Here is a 21218-nt window from a genome sequence, read left to right as displayed (position 1 = left end):
TACCGCTGCCGCCGACAACGCCCCCAACAGCGCCGCATTCCACCACTGTTCCGCCCACCACACCACGAGAGTCCGCCATGTACGAGCTGTCCCGGGTCCGCCTCTACTCCATCGGGCCAGCCGGTGCGCGCTACGCCGACACCATGCTCGACCTGCGCGGAGTCGGCGAGCCGGTGCCAAGCCCCGCGCCTGCCCAGGCGGAGTTCTTCCAGGAGGACCCGGTCGGACCGCCCCGCCGCCCGGCGCCCGCGGGCGTGCTCTTCTTGGAAAACGGCGGCGGCAAGTCCGTCCTGCTGAAGTTGATCTTCTCCGTGATGTTGCCAGGACACCGCAACACCCTGGGCGGCGCCAGCTCCGGAGTGCTGCGCAAGTTCCTGCTGGCCGACGACTGCGGCCATGTCGCCTTGGAATGGCAGCACACGGTCACCGGCGAAACGGTGGTGGTCGGCAAGGTCAGCGAGTGGCGAGGGCGCCAAGTGTCGGGCGACCCACGCAAGTTCGCGGAGGCGTGGTACTCCTTCCGACCAGGACCGGGTCTCAGCCTGGACTCGCTGCCGGTCGCCGAGTCCACCGCGATGCGGCCCCTGGTGGAGGGCCTCGTCAGGCCCGAGACCGCCGGCGGCTCCGGCGCCAGGGGCCGCCGCCGCACCATGAAGGGCTTCCGCGACGCCATCACCGAAGCAACCAAGGTCTATCCGCATCTCGAAGTGACCTGGGAAGAGATCCACGAGCGCTGGAACGAACACCTCGGCGACCTTGGCCTTGACCCCGAACTCTTCCGCTACCAGCGCGAGATGAACGCCGACGAGGGCGAGGCCGCCGGTCTGTTCGCGGTGAAGAACGATTCCGACTTCACCGACCTGCTGCTGCGTGCCGTCACCGACACCCGAGACACCGATGGCCTGGCCGACCTAGTCCACGGCTTCGCGCACAAGCTGGGCCGGCGCGCCGAACTGACGGCGGAACGGGACTTCACGGCCGGCTCGCTCGACCTGCTGACCCGGATCAGCGAGGCGGCCGAAGACCGCGCGCGGGCCCGCGACGTCCACGCCGGGGCCGAGCGGCGCACGCGCGGCCTCGCCCACCGGCTCATGGCCCGCGGCACGAGCGAGCGCGAGCGCGCCGCCGACCTCGCCCAGCAGGTCACCGCCGCCGCACACGCGGTCACCGAGGCCGAACGCCAGCGCGGTCGCAGCTCCCTGGTCGCCTCGGAACTCGCCTACCGGCACGCCTCGTTGGCCCTGGCCGCGGCCGAGAAGGGCGCCGCGGCCCAGCGGCGAGAGCTGGCCGATGCCAGGACGCTGCACGCCGCCTGGCAGGCCGCGGAGACCGTCCTGCGGCACCGCGCCGCCGCCGACCGCTCGGTGCGCGTAGCCGCCGCGATCCGCGAGGCAGAACGGGACGCGGCGCCGGCGCTCGCCGCCCGCGCCAAGGCCGCCACCGACCTCGTACGGGCCCTGCACGCCGCCGCCCAGACGGGGGAGCGCGTCGCGGCCGAGGAAGAAGAGCGGTCGGCCGCGCTCCAGGAGACGGGCGAAGCAGCGCACCGGGACGCCACCGGGGCCGCGACCGCGGCCCAGCGGGCCCGTAGCGAGGCGGAGCACCTGCGCCAGCGGCTGGTCGAGGTCGAGCAGGAGACAGCCGAAGCGGTACGGGCCGGCTGGCTCGACGACTCCGCCCCCGACGCCGACCCGGCGCGCGCCGCGCTCACCGCGAGCGACGCCGAGAAGGCCGTCGCGGCCCAGTGGGAGAGCGCCCGCGAGAGCGCCACTTCGACCGCCGACCGCGCGCGCGAGGCGAGCGTGGAGCACAGCCGTGCCGAACTCGCGGCGGCCCGCGCCGCGGACGCCGCCCGCGCCGCCCAGTCGAGCTACGACGTGGAGCGCCGCGCCGCCGAGTCGCTCGGCTCCGAGCAACGCCTGGTGGAACTGCTCGGTCTGCCCCAGACGACGACAACCACCGTGCCGGCCCCGCGAACCGGCCGCGGCACCACCGCAGCAGCGGCCGACAACGCCGGGACGGGCGAGCCCGGCACACCGGCCGCCGCACCGGGCTCGGACGCGGCCTCCGCCCCCGCATCGGCTCCCGAGCCCAAGCAGGACGTCCAGCGCGCGGCCACCGCCCGGGGCACGCACGACGCATCGGCTGCGTCGGCGCACGGCATGTCCGCCACAGCCCGCATCCCCGACGCGAGAGCGCCCCACCGCGTCGAGCCCGCTAAGTCAACCAAGCCAGCCGAGCCAGCCGAGCCCGCGCCGCCCACAGCCGCCGACGCACCAGCAGACACAGCCCCGGCCTCGCCCGGGACACCCGAATCGGCCCATGCACAAGACGTCGCCAACGGAGCGCCCACCGACGCCGGTGCCGGCCTCGACGCGAGCACCACCGCAGCCGCGCGGCCCGCCGGGTCCGCCCGGACCGGCGACCAGGCCCATGGCGCACCGCACGCGCGCGACAGCGCCCCGCTCAGCGCCGTGGAACTCGACCGCAACGCCGACGCGCTGCGCGAACTCCTCGACGACAGCGTCGCCACCGCCGAGCGCCAGCTCTTCGAGCTGCGGACGGCCGCCGCCGACGATGCGCGCATCCTGGGCGCCCTGGGCGACGGCGGCCTGCTGCCACCCGGCCCCGATGTGCTCGCCGCCGTCGAGTACCTCGGCGAACACGGCGTCCCCGCGCTTCCCGGCTGGCGTTACCTCGCGCAGGCAGTCGATCCCGCAGACCACTCCGCCGTACTCGCCGCGCGCCCCGAACTGGTGGACGGCGTCATCATCACCGACCCTGCCACGCACGCGCGCGCCCGCGATGTGCTCGCATCGGCCTCGCTGCTGCCCCGCTCGGCCGTCGCCGTGGGCACGGCCGCCGCCTTGCTCGCGCCCACTCCCGGGCCGGGCGCGCAGGACAGCAGCGTCTTCCTCGTACCGCCTAACCCCGCGATGCACGACGAACGGGCAGCCGACGACGAACGGCAGACACGTCGAGCCCGCGCCATCGCTCGCGACGAGGACATCAGAACGCTGGCCGCCCGACTGTCCGGCGACCGGGCCTTGGCCGCCCGGCTCTCCTCGTGGCGCACCGGCTGCCCTCCCGGCCGCCTCGCCGAACTCGCCGCGGCGATGACCGCGGCGCAAGAGGTGGCCGAGACCGCGCGCCGAGAACTCGCGCAGGCGCACGCCGCGCGCGCCGAGGCCGACGAGCTGGCCACCGAGGCAGCCCGGGTACGCGACGAGCGGCAGGAGGCGGCGCAGCGCGCCCGCCGTGTCGCCGACGCGCTGGCCGGGCTCGCCTTTCGGTTGCGTGAACGCGCGAACTGGCAGTCCAGGCTGCGTGAACTGGCAGCCGAGGCAGCCGAGGCAGCCGAGGCCGACGAGCGGGCCGCCGCCTGCGTGGACCGGGCGCGCGCAGCCGACGAGGACCGGCGTGCGGCCCAGCGCGCCGCCGACGACGCGCACCGCACGGCCCGTGCCCTACGCGCCGAGCGCGCGGAGATCGCTGGGGCCGACGACCCCACCGCCGCCGCCGCGGCCAAGGACGCCGACTCGGCCCCGGGCGCGGGCGAGTCCGATCCCGGCAACGACCCCGACGGTACGCGGCGCAGTGCTGAGCCCACCGCATCGCTGCCCGCGCTGCGCGAGGCGTACCGGGCCGCGTCACAGCTCTACGAGAAGGTCGGCGTGGGCGCTGACCTGCGTGCCGAACAGGCTCGCGCGGAAAGCGAGGAGAGCGCCGGGCTCGCTGCCCTGGAGCGTCTCACCAACAAGGTCCGCACCCGCGCCGCCCAGCTCCTTGAAGGCACCGACGGCGCCGATGGGCCCTCCCGCCAGGCGGCTGCCGCGCGCGCCGAAGCGCTGGTGCAGATGTTGGAGTCCCGCGCATCGGCGGCCAGCGAACACCTCGGCAGGCTGCGCGGCGAGGCCGAGCGACACGCGCCGGCTGACGGGGACGTACACACCGAACTGCCCGAGGGACTCGTTCCTGCCGACGCCGAGCAAGCGAAGGAGCTGTTGCGCACCGCCACGAGCGAACTGAGCGCCCATACGGATGCGTTGGAAAGCGCCCGCACGGCACACGCCGAGTTGCTGCGTGCCCACCGGGCCGCGGAGGACGCGGCAGGCGGCTTCGAGGAGACCGGAGCCTTGCTGCGCGACCTCATCCGAGGCTCCACGGCCGAGGACGGCGAGCATTCGCGCGGTGGCGTCGATGAGGAGACCGCCGAGCCCGAGCCGTTCCCAGGGACCTTCGAGCAGGCCCGGCAGACCGCAGCCGAGGCCCGCCGCTCGCTGCGCGGCTGCGCAGGCGACCTGTCGGCGGCCGACGCGGCGGTCCGTGAGGCGAGTGACATCCTCGTACGGCATGCCAACGCCACCCGCTACGAACAGGTGCGCACTCCTGCCCGGCAGCAGATCAGGGAGCTACCCGCGGCTGCGCTGCCGGAGCACGCGGCGGCTTGGGCCGAGGCGTTCGCGCCCCGGCTGCGGGTACTGACCGACGAGCTGGAACAGCTTGAGCGCAACCGGGACAGCATCATCGACCGGCTGCGTGGGCTGGTGGACTCCTGCCTGGCGACGCTGCGTTCCGCTCAGCGGCTGTCCCGGCTGCCGGAGGGCCTGGGGGAGTGGTCGGGGCAGGAATTCCTGCGCATCCGCTTCGACGACCCCGATCAGGCTGCGCTCAGTGAGCAGCTCGGCGAGGTCATCGACGAGGCCACGCGCGCGGCCGTACGCAAAAACTCCGACCTGCGCAGAGACGGCATGTCGCTGCTGCTGCGGGGCGTGCACGCGGCGCTCCAGCCGCGCGGCGTGGCCGTGGAGATCCTCAAGCCCGACGCGGTCTTGCGGGCCGAGCGGGTGCCGGTCGGGCAGATGGGCGATGTGTTCTCCGGCGGCCAGTTGCTCACCGCCGCCATCGCGCTGTACTGCACGATGGCGGCGCTACGCAGCAATGACCGGGGCCGCGACAAGCACCGGCACGCGGGCACGCTGTTCCTCGACAACCCCATCGGCCGCGCCAACGCCACCTACCTCCTCGAACTTCAGCGGGCAGTCGCCGACGCGCTCGGTGTGCAGCTCCTCTACACGACAGGTCTGTTCGACACCACGGCCCTCGCCGAGTTCCCGTTGGTCATTCGGTTGCGCAACGACGCCGACCTGCGGGCCGGGCTGAAGTACATCAGCGTCGAGGAACATCTGCGCCCCGGTCTGCCCGCAGTGGACGCCGGCGCGGAGCAGGTACACGGCGAGATCACCGCAACCCGCATGTTCCGCCGTCCCGAACCAGAGGCCCCCGAACCCCTCCCAGCCGGTCCGCAGAAGCCGGCTCCGGCTACGTCAGGCGGTGCGGCCAACGCCGCACCCGCCGCCCCGCAAAGGCCGCTGTGAACCCCCCGCCGCTATACGGCGATCACGGGCAGTTCGTCGGAAAACGATGCAACGGGAACCCGCCTCCCGGGAACCGCGTCATGTGGCTGATAAAAGGCCGTTTGAAGGGCGGGACGGTCGTGAAGTAGGGGCACGTAAGAATCGAGGCGGTCCGAGCGCGCCCCCGTGTGCCTCGGCCGCCGTATCGCCCGCCCCGCGGGCCGTGGCGCTCGCGCGGGTCCGGCCCCCGCCCAGGCCCGTGCCCGGGCCCGAGCGGCCTGGCGCTCATGAGGCGGGTCCTGCGCTCTGCGGCGAACTCGCAGACCTTCGCGTGCCTGCTCGCCCGCACTGGGTCTGCCGCACCGCCACGTGCCACGCCCCCGTATAACGCGGACCTGACCAGGCCGGACGTTCCCCAGTGGCTCGCCACAGCGCCCGACGAAGCGGAACGGAAGAATGAACAGTGCGAGAAGGAAAGGGCTCACACGCCCGACAGTCGCTCGGACCGCCGCAGCCGGCGCAACTCGCGCGCGGAACTGCTCGGCACTGAGATCACACCATTGCGCTGCTTCCACACCTGACGGGTCACCCAGACGTCGAGCACTCCCCAAGTAGCCACCACGGTACTCGCTATGGAGCTGAGCACCATGGGGAAGGCGAACCATGATTCAGCGAAGGTGCACAGGACCGCCATCATCGCCTGGACCAGCGTGAACGCGATGATGATGACGGCGCGAACGGCCGCCGTACGCACCGGGTCGGGCAACCGAGGGCGGCGCGCGAGCTCCTCCGCCCACAAGGACTGAGGCCGTTCTTGCGGTATGTCGCGATTCTTTTCCATCAACCTCTCCCCCCTCCCCATGGCTGCCCGGATCACGTGCTCCGAAAAGAGGGACAACGGCCCGTATTCCGCCCAGGCCCCCCTTGGATCACGTATGACGATGAACGAAGGTTCCCTAGAGCGAGTGCGTTTCCAGCCACGGAAGACTGGCAGAGTTCTGTCATTCGTGGGAGCGCGGTCGCCACGGTGCTAGCTGAAAAGTCGGGGCAACAGCGGACAACCCGTGATCAAGGGCGCACCTGATGTCTCGTCAGCGGCTGGACTCGTCTTCGAGTTGGTCACGCGGCAGTAGTAGGCTCGCGCCGCTTGTTGTCGGAACATCCCCCGCCTCCGCGGGGTTGACGTTAGGGAGGCCATGCGCTTTCGCGGTAAGTCGATCCGCCGGAAGATCGTGGCGCTGTTGCTGGTGCCGCTCGTCTCACTGACGGCAATCTGGGCCTTCGCTACAGTGATCACCAGTCGTGAGGCCATCCAGCTGATGGACGCGGCCGATGTCATCGACAAGGTCGGTGCGCCGGCAGAAGACGCGGTGCAGGCTATCCAGAAGGAGCGTCGGCAGACGCTCGTCTATCTCGCAGATCGCAATTCCAGCGCCCTCGCCCAGTTGCGCGAGCGGCAGCACGACACGGACACGGTCCTGGACAAGCTGCGCGACAATGCGAGCAGCGAGGACACGCGGGACAGCATGAACTCCGACTCGGAGAATCAACTGGCCACGTTCCTCGACAGCACCAAGGGCCTAGGCGAGCTACGCGGCAAGGTGGAGAACAACTCCATCACCCGGGACAGCGCGTTCGAGAAGTACAACTTCCTGGTGGACGGCGTATACAACTTCCGTTACGCCCTACACACCGTGCCCAACGCCGACATCGACAAGCACGGCCGCGCCATTGTCGCGATGATCCGTGCACGTGAGGCGCTGGCTCGTGAAGACGCCCTGTACGCCGCTGGCGTCACGGCGAAGAAGATCAACTGGCGCGACCTGCGCAAGATGGCGGACCTACGCGCCGAGCGCGACCTGATCTACGCCACGAACCTCCCGGTGCTGCCGGTCAAGGAACAAAAGATCATCCAGGACTATCGGCGTACGTCAGCCGCCCCCGAGGCGCTGTACAACGCCGAGAACGCCATCCAGAACGCGGGCCCCGCCCGCACCCTTGAGGTCGTGGACCGCAAGCGTTGGGAAGCGGCGGTCAACCCCTCGCTAGATGACTACAACCGCCTCGGCAAGGAGTACACCGACCGCTACGAGGACGACGCCGTGCGCCCCGAGGCGATGCGGGTCATGCTCCGCGCCGGCGGCGCCGGTGTGCTCGGCTTCCTCGCCCTGCTCGCCTCGCTGTTCGTCTCCATCCGCATCGGCCGCACCCTCATCCGCGACCTCCAGCGGCTCCGTAAGGACGCCCACGAGGTATCCGGCGTGCGCCTGCCCAGCGTCATGCGCAGGCTGGCCGCCGGTGAGCAGGTGGACGTGGAAGCCGAGTCGCCACGTCTGGAATACGGCGGCGACGAGATGGGGCAGGTGGGCCAGGCCCTCAACACCCTCCAGCGCGCGGCCGTCGAAGCCGCGGTCAAGCAGGCCGACATGCGGCGCGGCGTCTCCGAGGTGTTCGTCAACCTCGCCCGCCGCCACCAGGTTCTGCTGCACCGCCAGCTCACCTTGCTCGACGCCATGGAGCGGCGCACCGAGGACACCGACGAGCTCGCCGACCTCTTCCGCCTGGACCACATGACCACCCGCATGCGGCGGCACGCCGAAGGCCTGGTCATCCTCTCCGGCGCGGCACCCTCCCGGCAGTGGCGCAAGCCGATCCAGTTGATGGACGTGGTGCGCGCGGCGGTCGCCGAGGTCGAGGACTACGAGCGAATAGAGGTACGCCGACTCCCGCGCCTCGCGGTGAACGGCCCAGCAGTCGCCGACCTCACGCACCTCATCGCGGAACTCCTGGAGAACGCGGCCGTCTTCTCACCGCCGCACACCGCCGTACAGGTGCATGGCGAACGAGTCTCCAACGGCTTCACCCTGGAGATCCACGACCGGGGCCTGGGCATGGCACCCGACGCGCTGCTTGAGGCGAACCTCCGGCTCGCGGAAACCCGCGACTTCGAACTGTCCGACACCGACCGGCTGGGCCTGTTCGTCGTCAGCCGCCTCGCCCAGCGGCAGGGCGTGCGGGTCTCACTACAGCCCTCCCCGTACGGCGGCACCACCGCGGTCGTACTCATCCCCGCCACGCTGCTCTCCGAGGGCGAGGGCGAGCAGGGCAACGAGCCGTCCGGCGAGGACACCCGTAAGCTGCGCCCCTCCGAGACCGGCCTGGCCGCCATCGGTCAGGGAGCAGGCGGGCGCAAGGGCAAGCACGCCCGCGCCTTGGAGAACGACCCGCTGGACGGACCGGTCGAACTGGAGGCAGCGATCACCCCGTTCGACGACGAAGAGCCCGACGACGTGGAAGGCGGTTGGTTCCGCGGCCGCGGCGCGCCGCACCCCACGCAGGACGGCACGCCCGCATCCGAGCACCAGCAGGCCGCTGACGGCCAGCCGCACTCGGAGGAGCCGTTGGTGTTGCCCCGCCGCAGGCACCCCGTCCTGGTGTCGGACCATGGACGCCCGGTGGAGAACCCGCGATCGGGCCGCGACGCGCGGCAAGGCACAGGTCAGCCGACTCGATCCGTCGAGCCGGTGCCCGACCCGGACCCGACGCTCACGGTGCAGCGCCCCGTGCAGCCGGCGCCCAGGATTGCCCCGCCGACCGCTGCCGGCGGTCTTCCACGCCGGGTGAGGCAAGCCAGCCTCGCCCCGCAGCTCAAAAAAGAACCCGCCCCCCAGGCGGAGCCGGAACCGCAGCCGGACGAGTCGGATACCCAGCGCGATGCCGAGATGGCGCGGGCCAAGATGGCCTCGCTCCAGCGCGGCTGGCAGCGCGGCCGGCAGCAGCACACCACCTCCGCCGACTCCAATGGCCCGGCGGGCACAGCACCAGGAACGACATGGGAGGGGGACGGTCGATGACCGCACCATTCAACGCCGCGCCGAGGCCATCGAGCGAGCTGAGCTGGCTGCTCGATGAGTTGGTCGAGCGGGTGGGAAGCATCCGTAAGGCACTCGTGCTGTCCGGCGATGGATTGCCGACCGGTGCGTCACGGGACTTGACGCGGGAGGACGGCGAGCATCTGGCGGCTGTCGCCTCCGGATTCCACAGCCTCGCCAAGGGCGTTGGCCGGCACTTCGAGGTCGGCCGGGTCCGGCAGACCATCGTGGAGCTGGATGACGCGTTCCTGTTCGTGACCGCAGCCGGTGACGGTAGCTGTCTGGCCGTGCTCGCCGATGCCGACTCCGATGTCGGCCAGGTGGCGTACGAAATGACACTGCTGGTCAAGCGGGTCGGCACCCACCTCGGCACCGCTCCGCGGTCCAGTGGGTGATGGGGTGACATGAGCGGAGACGGGGAAGACACAGCCCGCTGGTTCGACGACGCGGCGGGACCGGTGGTCCGGCCCTACGCCATGACCCGAGGTCGAACCCGCAGCCTGACCGAAGAAAAGCTCGACCTGATAGCGGTCGTTATCGCCGACACCTTGAAAAGTCGGTCGGTAGCCGATCAGACCCTCTCTCCGGAGCATCTCGACATCGTCGAGCTGAGCCGGGAGACCCCGCAGTCCGTCGCTGAGTTAGCGGCCGAACTCGACCTACCGGTCGGGGTGGTCCGTGTACTCATCGGCGACCTGCTGCACGCGGCGCTCGTCCGCGTGTCCCGGCCCGTACCTCCGGCAGAACTGCCGGATGAGTGGATTCTGCGCGAGGTGATCAATGGTCTTCGGGCACTCTGACCGCGGCCGTTCCAGTGTTGTTGACCCGGTCACGCTGAAGATCTTGGTGGCGGGCGGTTTTGGCGCCGGCAAGACGACCCTGGTGGGCGCGGTGAGCGAAATCAAACCGCTGCGCACCGAGGAACTGCTCAGCGAAGTTGGCCGTCCAGTAGATGACATAGGGGGAGTGGAGGCCAAGACAACCACCACCGTAGCCATGGACTTCGGGCGCATCACGCTCCGCGAGGACCTGGTGCTCTATCTGTTCGGCACGCCAGGACAGGACCGATTTTGGTTCCTGTGGGACGAGCTGGCAACGGGTGCGCTCGGCGCCGTCGTGCTCGCCGACACCCGGCGACTTGAGGACTGCTTCGCCGCAGTGGACTACTTCGAGCGGCGTGGCATCGCCTTCACCGTGGCGGTGAACTGCTTCGACGGGGCGACCAGGTTCCCCGAGGAGACCGTGCGCGACGCACTCGATCTCGACCCCGATGTGCCCGTCATGCTGTGTGACGTGCGCCAACGCGAGTCAACCAAGACAGTGCTGATCTCGGTTGTCGAGCACGCCATGAAGATCGCCGCCGAGCAGCGGCAGGCGGCCGGCGGCTGACCGGACCGCAGCAGCACAGCGCGGCCCGTACCCCACCGTCTGGGGTACGGGCCGCCGCCTGTGGCGGCGCCGGCACGGCGTGCGCCGGCCCGCGCCGTACGCCATCCCTACCCGCCCGTGGCCACACGGTCATCCGTCCAGCCCAAGCTGCGTTCCACCGCCTTATGCCAGTTGGCGTACTCCCGCTCCCGCTCCTCCACCGGCATCCGCGGGGTCCACTCGCTGTCCCGCTTCCAATGCGCGCGCAGCTCGTCCAGGTCCTGCCAGACGCCGGTGGCGAGCCCCGCAGCGTACGCGGCGCCCAAACAGGTGGTCTCGGCGACCACCGGACGGATCACGGGCACACCCAGAACGTCCGCCTGGTGCTGCATCAGCAGCCCGTTGGCGGTCATGCCGCCGTCCACCTTCAGCGAGGTGATCCGCACCCCGGAGTCCTCGTACATCGCATCGACGACCTCGCGGGTCTGCCAACTCGTCGCCTCAAGAACGGCGCGCGCCAGGTGGGCCTTGGTGACGTAGCGGGTGAGCCCGGTGATCACGCCCCGCGCGTCGGCGCGCCAGTACGGGGCGTACAGGCCGGAGAAGGCCGGGACGATGTACGCCCCGCCGTTGTCGTCCACGCTCGCGGCCAGCGGCTCGATCTCGGCGGCGTCGCGGATGATGCCGAGCTGATCGCGGAACCACTGGACCAGTGCGCCGGTGATCGCGATCGAACCCTCCAGGCAGTACACCGGGCGTTCGCCGCCGAGTTGGTAGCCCATGGTGGTCAGCAGCCCGTTCTTGGACGGGACCGGCCGCTCGCCGGTGTTCAACAGCAGGAAGCTGCCGGTGCCATAGGTGTTCTTGGCCTCGCCCACGCCGTAGCAGGTCTGCCCGAACACGGCTGCCTGCTGGTCGCCGAGCGCCGAGGCGACCGGCACCCCGGCAAGCTGGCCCACGGCCGTCCCGTACACCTCGGCGGATGGCCGAATCTCCGGGAGCATGGCCTCGGGGATGCCCATCGCGGACAGGATCGACGGGTCCCACTGGAGCGTGTCGAGGTTCATCAGCAGGGTCCGTCCGGCGTTGGTGACGTCGGTGACGTGTACGCCACCGTCGATGCCGCCGGTCAGATTCCAGATCAGCCAGGAGTCGATGGTGCCGAACGCGATCTCGCCCCGCTCGGCGCGGCGCCGCAGCCCCGGCACGTGCTCCAGCAACCAGGCGGCCTTCGGCCCGGAGAAGTAGCTGGCCAGCGGCAGCCCAGTGATCTCGCGGAAGCGGTCCTGGCCGTCGGCGCCGCCGAGGTCGGCACACAGCGCGGCGGTACGGGTGTCCTGCCAGACGATCGCGTGGTGCACCGGCTTCCCGGTGGCGCGGTCCCACAGCACCGTCGTCTCGCGTTGGTTGGTGATGCCCAGCGCGCTGAGCTGATCGGCCCGCAGCCCCGCCTTGGCCAGCGCTCCCGCCACCACCGCCTGGGTGGTGGTCCACAACTCCATGGCGTCGTGCTCCACCCAGCCCGGCTTGGGGAAGATCTGCTGGTGCTCTCGCTGGTCGGCGGCGACGATCGCACCGCCGTGGTCAAAGATGATGCAGCGGCTCGACGTCGTGCCTTGGTCGATCGCGGCGACATGGCGCTCCGTACGGGTCGTCCCGTTCGTCATGACGTCTCCTGATTCAAAAGGCTGCGTTGAAGATGAGGCCGGAGAGCACCGCGCCGATCAGCGGGCCCGCCACCGGGACCCATGCGTAGCTCCAGTCTGACGTGCCCTTGTTCGGGATGGGCAGCAACGCGTGCGCCACCCGAGGCGCGAGGTCGCGGGCCGGGTTGATGGCGTACCCGGTGGGTCCGCCGAGCGAGAGGCCGATGCCGACCACGAGGAAGGAGACGAGCAGCGTCTTGGTCCCCGAGGTGCCGATCCCCTCGTCGAGCCCGAAGGCGAGCAGCGGCAGCACCAGGCCGATCGTCGCGATGATCTCGGTGAGCAGATTGGCGACCGGATGCCTGACCTCCGGAATGGTGGCAAAGATCCCCAGCGTCGGCTGGGCACTCTTCTTGTCGGAGTTGGCGGCGAACTGTGCGTAGTACGCCAGATAGGTCAGGCCCGCGCCGATCAGAGCGCCGACGAGTTGGCCACCGATGTACAGCGACACCTCCCCCCACTCGCCGGTATCCACCGCGATCCCGACCGTCACCGCCGGATTGAGATGCCCGCCGGAGAGCGGACCTGCGGTGTACGCACCGGCCATGACGCCGAATCCCCAACCGAAGGCGATGGCCAACCATCCGGCGGACATGGCTTTGGAGCGTTTGAGCGTGACGGCGGCGCACACTCCGGCGCCGAACAGAATCAGGATTGCGGTACCAATGACCTCGCCGACGAAGATATCGCCATGGGAATAGTTCATTGCGGCTCCTCAGCCCTCCACCGGGGCATCGGCCCCGGCCCTCCGTGCAGGGTTAACCGCTCATGGTCACGGTGCCGAAGAGGCGCGCCCGGCGATTGCCCGGGTCCGTGACGAGCGTGCCCCGGCGTCGGCACCCGCCCGCGAGAAGCGACGACCCGGTGCGCACCGGGCCACCGACGGCATGCGAGAGCCCCACCGACGTGCGGCCGGAGCTACCCGCGTAGAGCGACGCCGGCTGACAACCGGAAGTGTTCACCTGCCCTGATGGAGCGTCAAGGTTGTGGACCGCACCGGTGTCGCCAACCCGCTCGCCGCGCACCACCTGCACATCAGGCACCTTCCGGCGGTCAGCGTGCGGCGCTCGCCCGTCCCGCGCGCCCGGCCGATGGTCACGCTCCCTGCCGCCCACCCGTGCGCCCTTACGCACCCCAATGGCCAGGTCGGTGTGCGTCCCCGTCAGGTGCCCCCACCGTGTTGTGGTGCACCAATGCAACGCGACCTGGTAAGGCCAGAATTCGTCATGCGAAGCGAACGTCTGGTCATCCGTCCCCGCACCGTAGAGGACGCAACCAACGATGGGCCCTCCGCGTCCACACCAACGAGACCGGCTGGACGGAGTCCACGGGGGTGGCTCCGTCCGGCCGGTCAGCCGCGTTCCAGCCGCGATGCGCCGGCGCCTGCAACTGCGGTTCGGTCGCGATGCGGTGGGCGGGTGTGACGGATGGCAGTGGGGCTGTCGGAAGTGCGCGAGGCCCTACCCTCGGCGGCGGCAGAGCTGGTAGACCCAGGGAGCATGTTTCGCTTCAGTGCTGCTTTGCGCACGCTCGCCGCGTGTACCGCCGCCCTGTCCGCCCTTGCCGCCGCGCCCCGGCCGGTCCAGGCGTCGCCCGCACCGCAGGCGCCCAAGGGGTTCGTGGCGCTGCGGGATGTCGCCCCCACGATCATCCAGGAAATGCGGTACTTCACGCCGCATAACTTCGTAGGCCAATCCATCGACGGCTACCGGCAGCCCGTGTGCATCCTCACCGCACCAGCGGCGAAGGCCCTGCACCGGGCACAGCGCACGCTGCTGCGGAGAGGCTATTCGCTCAAGGTGTACGACTGCTACCGGCCGCAGCGCGCGGTCGATCACTTCGTACGCTGGGCCAAGGACCTCAACAACCAGCGCATGCAGGCGGAGTTCTATCCGCGCGTCGCCAAGTCGCGGCTGTTCGAGGACGGGTACATCGCCGAGAAGTCCGGCCACAGCCGCGGCTCGACGGTCGATGTGACCATCGTCAAGCTGCCCGCCAAGCCCACCCGCCCCTACGTTCCCGGTGAGCCACTGGTGCCCTGTTACGCCCCCAAGGGCGAGCGTTTCCCGGACAACTCGGTGGACACCGGAACGGGGTTCGACTGCTTCGACACCCTGTCGCACACGCTGGACCCCCGCATAGTGGGCGAGCAGCGCGACCACCGGCTCCTGCTGAAGAACACCCTGGAGCAGGCGGGGTTCGCCAACCTCCCCGAAGAGTGGTGGCACTACACGTACAAGCCGGAGCCATTCCCTGACACCTACTTCGACTTCCCGGTGTCGAGAAGGTCGCTCACCGCACCCCGGTGACACATCACACCCCGGTGACACATCAACGGGCGCTTACTTGGCCGTGCCTGATGGAGCACGATGCGCTGGTCGCCATGCCGCGCTCAGGGGGTCGCCAGGCCAACCGCGTCCCCACGGACCCGCATGACGTACTTGATGTCTTCTGGCCCCTCGCGCTCCACGACCACCCGGTTACCCCGCAGCCGCGTCGTAAAGTGCATCACCGTGGGCTCCTCCCAGCCATCACCCGTGTCGGTGATCAGCACCCCGCCCCCGGTGCGCCCGGCGATCGGAGCCCACACCTCAAGCTCCGTCTCGCCCTGCTCATCCGCCACTGGCAACACCGACCCCGCCCGCACCAGTACGGGCACCCGCGACAGCGGGGCCTCCAACATGGCCTGCCCCGGCCCGTCATGGGCCCGCCCGGTCGCCGCGTCGTACCAGCGTCCGCGTGGCAGTCGCACCATGCGCCGCCGTACGCCAGGGTCAAAAATCGGCGCCACAAGGAGGGAGTCCCCGAGCAAGAACGCGTCTTCGCAGTCCCGCAACGCCCGGTCCTGGGGCCAGCGCCACCACATGGGGCGCACATACGGGGCGCCGGTACGCTGCGCGAGATGCGCGAGGGTGAGGAAGTACGGCAGCAGTCGCTGTCGTTCGCGCAGCGCAGCCGTCGCATGCTCCAGCACCTCGGGCCCGAACTCCCATGGCTCGCGCCGACCCGCCGTGATCGCCGCGTGGGTGCGGAACAACGGGAGGTACGCGGCGAGTTGGAGCCAGCGCAGATATAGCTCCGCAGACGGCGCGCCGGTGAAGCCGCCGACGTCGGGCCCCGAGTACGGCACCCCGCACAGCCCTAGCCCAAGGACCAGTGCCAGCGACGCCCGCACCCCAGGCCAGTCGGTCGTCACATCGCCCGACCAGGTCCCCCCGTAACGCTGCATCCCGACCCAGCCGGAGCGTGAGAACAGGAACGGGCGCTGCTCGGGCCGCAGTTCGCACAAGCCCTCGTACCCGGCGCGGGCCATGGTGAGGCCGTACACGTTGTGCGCCTCACGGTGGTCACCGCCCCGCCCCTCCAGCGCATGCCGTGCCGACAGCGGCAAGGTGGGGTCGCCGAACGCGGCAAAGGACACCGGCTCGTTCATGTCGTGCCACACACCGGCGAAGCCCTGCTCAAGCCGCTCCACGTACAGCCCGGCCCACCACTTGCGCGCCTGCGGGTCAGTGAAGTCGGGGAAGGCCGTCTCGCCCGGCCATACCTCGCCGCGTACCTCGCGCCCGCGCGCGTCCCGTACGAACGCGTCCGCCTCGACCCCGCTGTCGTAAACCGGGTTACCCGGCTCGGCCTTCACCCCAGGGTCGATGATCGACACCAGCCGTACCCCGTCATCAGCGAGGTCGGACGCAAGTTTCGGCAGGTCGGGGAAGCGCGCACGGTCCACCGTGAACACTCGGTGGCCGTCGTAGTGGTCGATGTCCAGGTGCAGCGCCGACAGCGGAAGCCCACGCTCCACATAGCCCGCGGCCACCCGGCGCACCTCGTCTTCGGTGCCGAAACCCCACCGGGCGTGGTGGTAGCCAAGAGCCCAGCGCGGCGGCAGCGCGGGCGCACCAGTCAACTGTGCCCAACTCTGTAGCACCCGCGCTGGAGTGCCCGCGATCACCCAGTAGCGCAGCGGCCCGCCCGCCATCCGCACCTGGCAACCGCCGGGACGATCGTGCCCCGAGCCCGCGCCCTCCACTCCCTCCCGCAGCGTCACCACGCCGTCCCACGTGTTGTCGTGAAACATCAGGTGAGTGCCCGCGTCGGCCACCACCAGCTGCACCGGCATGGTCAGGTACAGCGGGTCGTCGTCCGGCCCGAAGGCGCCCCCCGGGTCGGTGTTCCACAGTCGGTACGCGCCGTCCCGTAGCCGAGGGCCAGCGGCCCGGCCGCCCAGGCCGAAGTACCGGGCGTCCGCGGCCACTTCGGACCGCTGTGTCCAGCGTGGCGGTGTCACCTGTGCCTCATCCGCCGCGGCCGGCTCCCACCAACGCGGTGGTAGATCACGGCGCAGGACCACGCCGCCCGGCGTGCGCACCGCAACCGCCCCCTGTCGGGACACGGTCACCGTCACCCGCTCGGACACCACGCGCCAGCCGCCCTCCGTATCGGGTTCGAGGGTGGCCCGCGGATCGGCCTCGGGGCACGACCCGGCCAGCGCGTACGACGGCTCGGGCCCGGCCCCGTCCCAGCCGCAGAACACCGCGCCGCCCACCGCCACTCGCACCCGCAGTGACGAGCGCGCAAACCGCACCACGCCGCCACCCGGCTGCGGCTCAGCCTCCTCGGCCAGACCTGGTACCCGGGCTCGCTCGGCACCCGGCCGCGGCAACCCGGCCGCGTCCGTGCGATGCCGCCGCCAGGCGGCTCTGATCGTCCGAATTCCCCGCGCCGAACCGATCACTTTCACTGACCGCACCAGGTCACGCGCATCCATGCTGATCACCCTGCCATTGACAGGACCGGCCAGATGCTCCGTTCAGCTGTAGTTCACCCACTGTCACCCCAGCCCACCCCTCAACTGTGACCTACGGCCTCACCTGGCCCTTCCCCACCCGCGCCGACAGCGCCCACCAGCCACTGTCCGCCGGCCGTGAGCCACCACCCGCGAAACAGCCCCGCCGCGCAGCGACGAGATTCGACCGGACTTCGGCCCGGGCGCTGCCAGCCGTTGGCCGGCCCCCGAGCAGCCTTCCCGAGACCCCCGAGCAGCCTTCCCGAGACCCCTGAGAGCCGCCGGCCGTACCGGAAACCGACGGGGCCCTTCCGGTACGTGGCTGCCGTGGCGGCAGATGCCACATGCAGGGCCGGTCAGCCAGAAAGTGGCAGCTGGGCCGGGTACACCTGCCGACCCGACCCGGGAGCGGAATGAGACCTTCGGCTCATGCCGGAACCGGGAGGTCACCCTGGTGCGGATGTCGATCACATGGCATGGTCCTGCTGAGCCGCGTCATGCCCGCGCGCCCCGGCACTCATCGGGGCCCGTGCCCGTACGCGAGCGGACGCACACCACGCGCCGAGTCCGGGAGCCGAGATGACCACAGCACCGCCGTCAGCAGCCCATCCGGAACCCCTGTGGCGGCCCAGCCAGGACCGCATCGCGCAGGCGCACGTCAGCCGCTTCCACAAGTGGGCGGCCGAGCACCACGGGGCGCCCGCCGCGACGCCCAACGACCCAGCCGCCAGTTACGCCGCCCTGCACCGCTGGTCAGTGGAGCGGCTTCCGCAGTTCTGGCAGGCGGTAGCCGAGTGGTTCGAGGTGCGCTTCACCACCCCGTACGAGACCGTGCTCGCCGACAGCGCCATGCCCGGCGCGCGCTGGTTCCCCGGCGCCACCCTCAACTATGCGGAGCACGCACTACGCGCGGCAGAGGACCCGGCCCGAGCCGACGAGCCCGCACTCTTGTACGTCGATGAGACCCACGAACCGAGCCCCATCAGCTGGTCGGAGCTACGCCAGCAGGTGGGCTCGCTCGCCGCCGAACTGCGCCGCCTCGGCGTACGCCCCGGCGACCGGGTCAGCGGCTATGTGTCCAACATTCCGCACGCGGCCATCGCCCTCCTGGCCACCGCCGCCGTTGGCGCCGTCTGGACCTCCTGCGCCCCCGACTTCGGCGCCCGCAGCGTCCTCGACCGCTTCCAGCAGGTCGAACCGGTCGTCCTGTTCACCGTCGACGGCTACCGCTACGGAGGAAAGGAACACGACCGCACGGAGACCGTCGCCGAGCTGCGCCGCGACCTGCCATCGCTGCGCGCTGTCGTCCATATCCCCCTACTGGGCACCCCCGCCCCGGCGGGCACGCTGCTCTGGGACGATCTTGTCGCCGCCGCCACCGAGCCGGTCTTCGAGCCGGTCCCCTTCGACCACCCGCTGTGGGTGCTCTACTCCTCGGGTACGACGGGGCTGCCCAAGGCCATCGTCCAGTCCCAGGGCGGCATCCTCGTAGAGCACCTCAAGCAGCTCGGCCTGCACAACGACCTGGGCCCGGGGGACCGTTTCTTCTGGTACACCTCCACCGGCTGGATGATGTGGAACTTCCTGATCTCCGGCCTCCTCGTGGGCGTCACCGTCGTGCTCTACGACGGCAGCCCTGGCTACCCGGACACCGGCGCCCAATGGCGCGTCGCCGAACAGACCGGCGCCACTGTCTACGGGACCTCCGCCGCCTACGTCATGGCCTGCCGCAAGGCCGAGGTGCACCCGGGGCGCGACTTCGACCTCTCCCGCGTCAAATGCGTCGCCACCACCGGCTCGCCGCTACCGCCTGACGGCTTCCGCTGGCTGCACGACGAGGTCGCCGACGACATGTGGATCGCCTCGGTCAGCGGTGGCACCGACGTGTGCAGCTGCTTCGCCGGCGCCGTCGCCACCCTTCCCGTCTACATCGGGGAGATCCAGGCGCCCGGCCTCGGCACGGACCTCCAGGCGTGGGACCCGCAGGGCAAGCCACTGATCGACGAGGTTGGCGAGCTCGTCATCGCCAGCCCCATGCCGTCCATGCCCGTCCACTTCTGGAACGACCCGGACGGAAGCCGCTATCACGACAGCTATTTCGACATGTTCCCCGGAGCCTGGCGGCACGGCGACTGGATCACGCGCACCTCGCGCGGCAGCGTCGTCATCCACGGCCGCTCCGACTCCACCCTCAACCGGCAGGGCGTCCGCATGGGCTCCGCCGACATCTACGAGGCGGTGGAACGGCTCCCCGAGATCCGCGAATCGCTGGTCATCGGCGTAGAAGAACCAGACGGGGGCTACTGGATGCCCCTCTTCGTCCACCTGGCCCCCGGCGCCACGCTTGACGACACACTTCGCAACAAGATCAAGACGACCATCCGCGCCCAGCTCTCACCTCGCCACGTCCCCGACGAGGTCATCGAGATCCCGGCCGTCCCCCACACCCTGACCGGCAAGCGCATCGAGGTCCCCGTCAAACGGCTTCTCCAGGGCGTGGCCCTCGACAAGGCAGTCAACCCCGGCTCGGTGGACAACATCGAACTGCTCCACTTCTACGAGCGGCTGGCCCGAGAACGCCCCACCGGCGCCTGAAAGCCGCAGGCCGACGGTCGAGCGACGGCATTGTCAGACCCCCCGGTTACGGTGAGTGAACATTGATCGACAGCGCTCAGGGGGAGCCATGGCACACACACCGCGCGACCGTCGGCACACCGGCGACGCACAGCACAGACCCGATGGCCGATCGCCGGCGGGACCGCGACCGCAGCCGGCCGGGCGTGGCGACACCCGCGGCCCCAGTGAGCACATCGCGCGAGGTGGCCCGCGCGCAACCGGCGGGACCACCCGGCGCAGAACAGCCCGCGGTGGGCGCCGAGCCATCCGTGCGGCGCTGCGCCGCGAATCGCCCAGCGTGATCGCCGTCCTCGCCGACGAGGCGGACTTCGCTGCAATGCAGCGGTATGCCTCATTCCCCTTCGCCGACCACCCCACCTATCTGCGCCAGGCAGAGGGTCTGCTCAGGGCCCGCGCCGTGCAGGGCAGGCACACCACCGTCGTCCTCTTCGTACCCATCGTCTACGGCGCGTTCTGCGCCGAGGCCAGACTCGACCCCGACCAGCCCATCAGCCGCGCGCGCTACGCGGCCGAGGCGGCGGCGACGGGCCCGGCCCTGCCATACGAGGGCCAGCCGCTCAGCCAGCTCATCCCGCAGTTGATCGACGCGGAAGAACACCACGCGACGCACCTCTGCGCCACGGATGCGCTTGTCGGATTGGGGGAGTGCGCAGACTGCGGCGAGGACGTCGCCTCCGCCGCGCTGGACCGCGCGGACCACGCGGTTCAGGCCCTGCTGCGCGCGGCGGGTGCGGGCAGCCATCACCTGGTGTGCAGCGTCCCGGCCGAGGGAGCCTCGCTCATTGCCGTGCTGCATTTCCGGGCAGAGTCCGGCAGCACACCAACGGAGACCTCGGCCGCCGCGAAAGTCGATAGAGCCGATAGAGAAGTCTTCTGCACTGTGCTGGCTGCCGGCCTAGCCACCAATAGACCCGGTGGCGTCGTCCTGCGTACGACGGCGGAGGACCAACGCGACACCGTGCGAGGCTGGGCGCTTCGCGACCACTGGCTACGCCCCTTGACCGAGGCCGAGGTCTTCGACGCCTACTGCACCGACCCGGACACCGGCGAGCCACTCGCTCCCGAGTCCGGCGTTGACTATCGGGCCGGGCTGACACTTCCCCACCCGGAAGACGAACCCCGCTGATCACCGGGGGTGGTCGTCGTGCGGCGACGACCACCCCCGGAGCCAATCCGAATCGATTTGCCTCGTGTGGGTGTGCGCTGTACTGTCGTACCCCTGCCCACGAACACGGACCGCGGATAACCGCGTGTCGTTCGGAGGCGGCATCTATCAGATCTTGTTCAATTCTCTGAATTGCAATTTCGCGCGCTACAAGTGGCTGCGAAATACGGCGGTCGGAGAGCGGGAAATAGCCTGATAGAGTGTGAAACACCGAAGGGAAGCGCCCGGAGGGCCCGGTGAAACGGGACCGAAGGAAGCGTCCGTTCCTTGAGAACTCAACAGCGTGCCAAAAGTCAACGCCAAATTTGTTGACACCCCGTCTCCCAC

At 70.4% G+C, this 21218-nt stretch carries 12 protein-coding genes; 8 read left to right on the top strand and 4 right to left on the bottom strand.

Going from position 1 to position 21218, the window contains the following annotated elements:
* Positions 1-77 precede the first annotated feature (77 nt).
* A complete protein-coding gene (locus FHS42_RS11345; protein WP_184571709.1) occupies positions 78-5378 on the top strand; it encodes a hypothetical protein in 5301 nt (1766 codons plus the stop codon).
* Between the two features lie 460 nt (positions 5379-5838).
* On the opposite strand, the gene FHS42_RS11340 is transcribed toward FHS42_RS11345, so the two are convergent.
* The gene (locus FHS42_RS11340; RefSeq protein ID WP_184571707.1) at positions 5839-6198 is read right to left on the bottom strand and encodes a hypothetical protein; all 360 of its coding nucleotides are present in this window, start codon (positions 6196-6198) and stop codon (positions 5839-5841) included.
* Between the two features lie 355 nt (positions 6199-6553).
* Here FHS42_RS11340 and FHS42_RS11335 point away from each other — a divergent pair, with 355 nt between their 5' ends.
* Genes FHS42_RS11335 through FHS42_RS11320 form a run of 4 tightly spaced genes read left to right on the top strand, consistent with a single transcriptional unit; the run spans position 6554 to position 10618 of the window.
* Entirely contained in the window at positions 6554-9211 is a 2658-nt protein-coding gene (locus FHS42_RS11335; protein WP_184571705.1) for a nitrate- and nitrite sensing domain-containing protein, read from the top strand.
* The gene (locus tag FHS42_RS11330) at positions 9208-9624 is read left to right on the top strand and encodes a roadblock/LC7 domain-containing protein (RefSeq protein ID WP_184571703.1); all 417 of its coding nucleotides are present in this window, start codon (positions 9208-9210) and stop codon (positions 9622-9624) included. The genes FHS42_RS11335 and FHS42_RS11330 overlap by 4 nt, the downstream gene beginning before the upstream one ends.
* 9 nt (positions 9625-9633) lie before the next feature.
* Entirely contained in the window at positions 9634-10029 is a 396-nt protein-coding gene (locus tag FHS42_RS11325; protein WP_184571702.1) for a DUF742 domain-containing protein, read from the top strand.
* Positions 10010-10618, top strand: a complete 609-nt coding sequence (locus FHS42_RS11320) for a GTP-binding protein (RefSeq protein WP_184571699.1) — start codon at positions 10010-10012, stop codon at positions 10616-10618. The genes FHS42_RS11325 and FHS42_RS11320 overlap by 20 nt, the downstream gene beginning before the upstream one ends.
* A gap of 107 nt (positions 10619-10725) precedes the next feature.
* Here the strand turns inward: FHS42_RS11320 and glpK are convergent, their stop codons facing one another.
* Together glpK and FHS42_RS11310 are read right to left on the bottom strand one after the other, a co-directional pair.
* A complete protein-coding gene (glpK, locus tag FHS42_RS11315) occupies positions 10726-12264 on the bottom strand; it encodes a glycerol kinase GlpK (protein WP_184571697.1) in 1539 nt (512 codons plus the stop codon).
* Between the two features lie 13 nt (positions 12265-12277).
* The gene (locus FHS42_RS11310) at positions 12278-13009 is read right to left on the bottom strand and encodes an MIP/aquaporin family protein (RefSeq protein WP_184571695.1); all 732 of its coding nucleotides are present in this window, start codon (positions 13007-13009) and stop codon (positions 12278-12280) included.
* 793 nt (positions 13010-13802) lie between these two features.
* Between FHS42_RS11310 and FHS42_RS11305 the strand changes: the two genes are divergently transcribed.
* Complete coding sequence (locus FHS42_RS11305; RefSeq protein ID WP_184571693.1) at positions 13803-14612, top strand: M15 family metallopeptidase; 810 nt, start codon at positions 13803-13805, stop codon at positions 14610-14612.
* An 83-nt stretch (positions 14613-14695) separates the two neighbouring features.
* On the opposite strand, the gene FHS42_RS11300 is transcribed toward FHS42_RS11305, so the two are convergent.
* Positions 14696-17071, bottom strand: a complete 2376-nt coding sequence (locus FHS42_RS11300; protein ID WP_184571691.1) for a glycoside hydrolase family 31 protein — start codon at positions 17069-17071, stop codon at positions 14696-14698.
* Between the two features lie 597 nt (positions 17072-17668).
* Here FHS42_RS11300 and FHS42_RS11295 point away from each other — a divergent pair.
* Both FHS42_RS11295 and FHS42_RS11290 read left to right on the top strand, forming a co-directional pair.
* Complete coding sequence (locus FHS42_RS11295) at positions 17669-19684, top strand: acetoacetate--CoA ligase (RefSeq protein WP_184571689.1); 2016 nt, start codon at positions 17669-17671, stop codon at positions 19682-19684.
* Positions 19685-19772: 88 nt separating this feature from the next.
* Positions 19773-20852, top strand: coding sequence for a DUF8829 domain-containing protein (locus tag FHS42_RS11290; RefSeq protein ID WP_246494565.1), 1080 nt, complete (start codon positions 19773-19775; stop codon positions 20850-20852).
* Positions 20853-21218: the final 366 nt, after the last annotated feature.

The organism is Streptomyces zagrosensis, from assembly GCF_014203645.1.
Lineage (GTDB): Bacteria > Actinomycetota > Actinomycetes > Streptomycetales > Streptomycetaceae > Streptomyces > Streptomyces zagrosensis.
This window is presented reverse-complemented; position numbering and strand designations above follow the sequence as displayed.

Excerpts from the sequence above, each read along its gene's own strand:
- FHS42_RS11345 (WP_184571709.1), top strand. The coding sequence starts at position 78 with ATGTACGAGCTGTCCCGGGTCCGCCTCTACTCCATCGGGCCAGCCGGT.
- FHS42_RS11340 (WP_184571707.1), bottom strand. The coding sequence starts at position 6,198 with ATGGAAAAGAATCGCGACATACCGCAAGAACGGCCTCAGTCCTTGTGG.
- FHS42_RS11305 (WP_184571693.1), top strand. The coding sequence starts at position 13,803 with ATGTTTCGCTTCAGTGCTGCTTTGCGCACGCTCGCCGCGTGTACCGCC.
- FHS42_RS11325 (WP_184571702.1), top strand. The coding sequence starts at position 9,634 with ATGAGCGGAGACGGGGAAGACACAGCCCGCTGGTTCGACGACGCGGCG.
- FHS42_RS11290 (WP_246494565.1), top strand. The coding sequence starts at position 19,773 with ATGGCACACACACCGCGCGACCGTCGGCACACCGGCGACGCACAGCAC.
- FHS42_RS11335 (WP_184571705.1), top strand. The coding sequence starts at position 6,554 with ATGCGCTTTCGCGGTAAGTCGATCCGCCGGAAGATCGTGGCGCTGTTG.
- FHS42_RS11320 (WP_184571699.1), top strand. The coding sequence starts at position 10,010 with ATGGTCTTCGGGCACTCTGACCGCGGCCGTTCCAGTGTTGTTGACCCG.
- FHS42_RS11310 (WP_184571695.1), bottom strand. The coding sequence starts at position 13,009 with ATGAACTATTCCCATGGCGATATCTTCGTCGGCGAGGTCATTGGTACC.
- FHS42_RS11330 (WP_184571703.1), top strand. The coding sequence starts at position 9,208 with ATGACCGCACCATTCAACGCCGCGCCGAGGCCATCGAGCGAGCTGAGC.
- FHS42_RS11300 (WP_184571691.1), bottom strand. The coding sequence starts at position 17,071 with ATGGATGCGCGTGACCTGGTGCGGTCAGTGAAAGTGATCGGTTCGGCG.
- glpK (WP_184571697.1), bottom strand. The coding sequence starts at position 12,264 with ATGACGAACGGGACGACCCGTACGGAGCGCCATGTCGCCGCGATCGAC.
- FHS42_RS11295 (WP_184571689.1), top strand. The coding sequence starts at position 17,669 with ATGACCACAGCACCGCCGTCAGCAGCCCATCCGGAACCCCTGTGGCGG.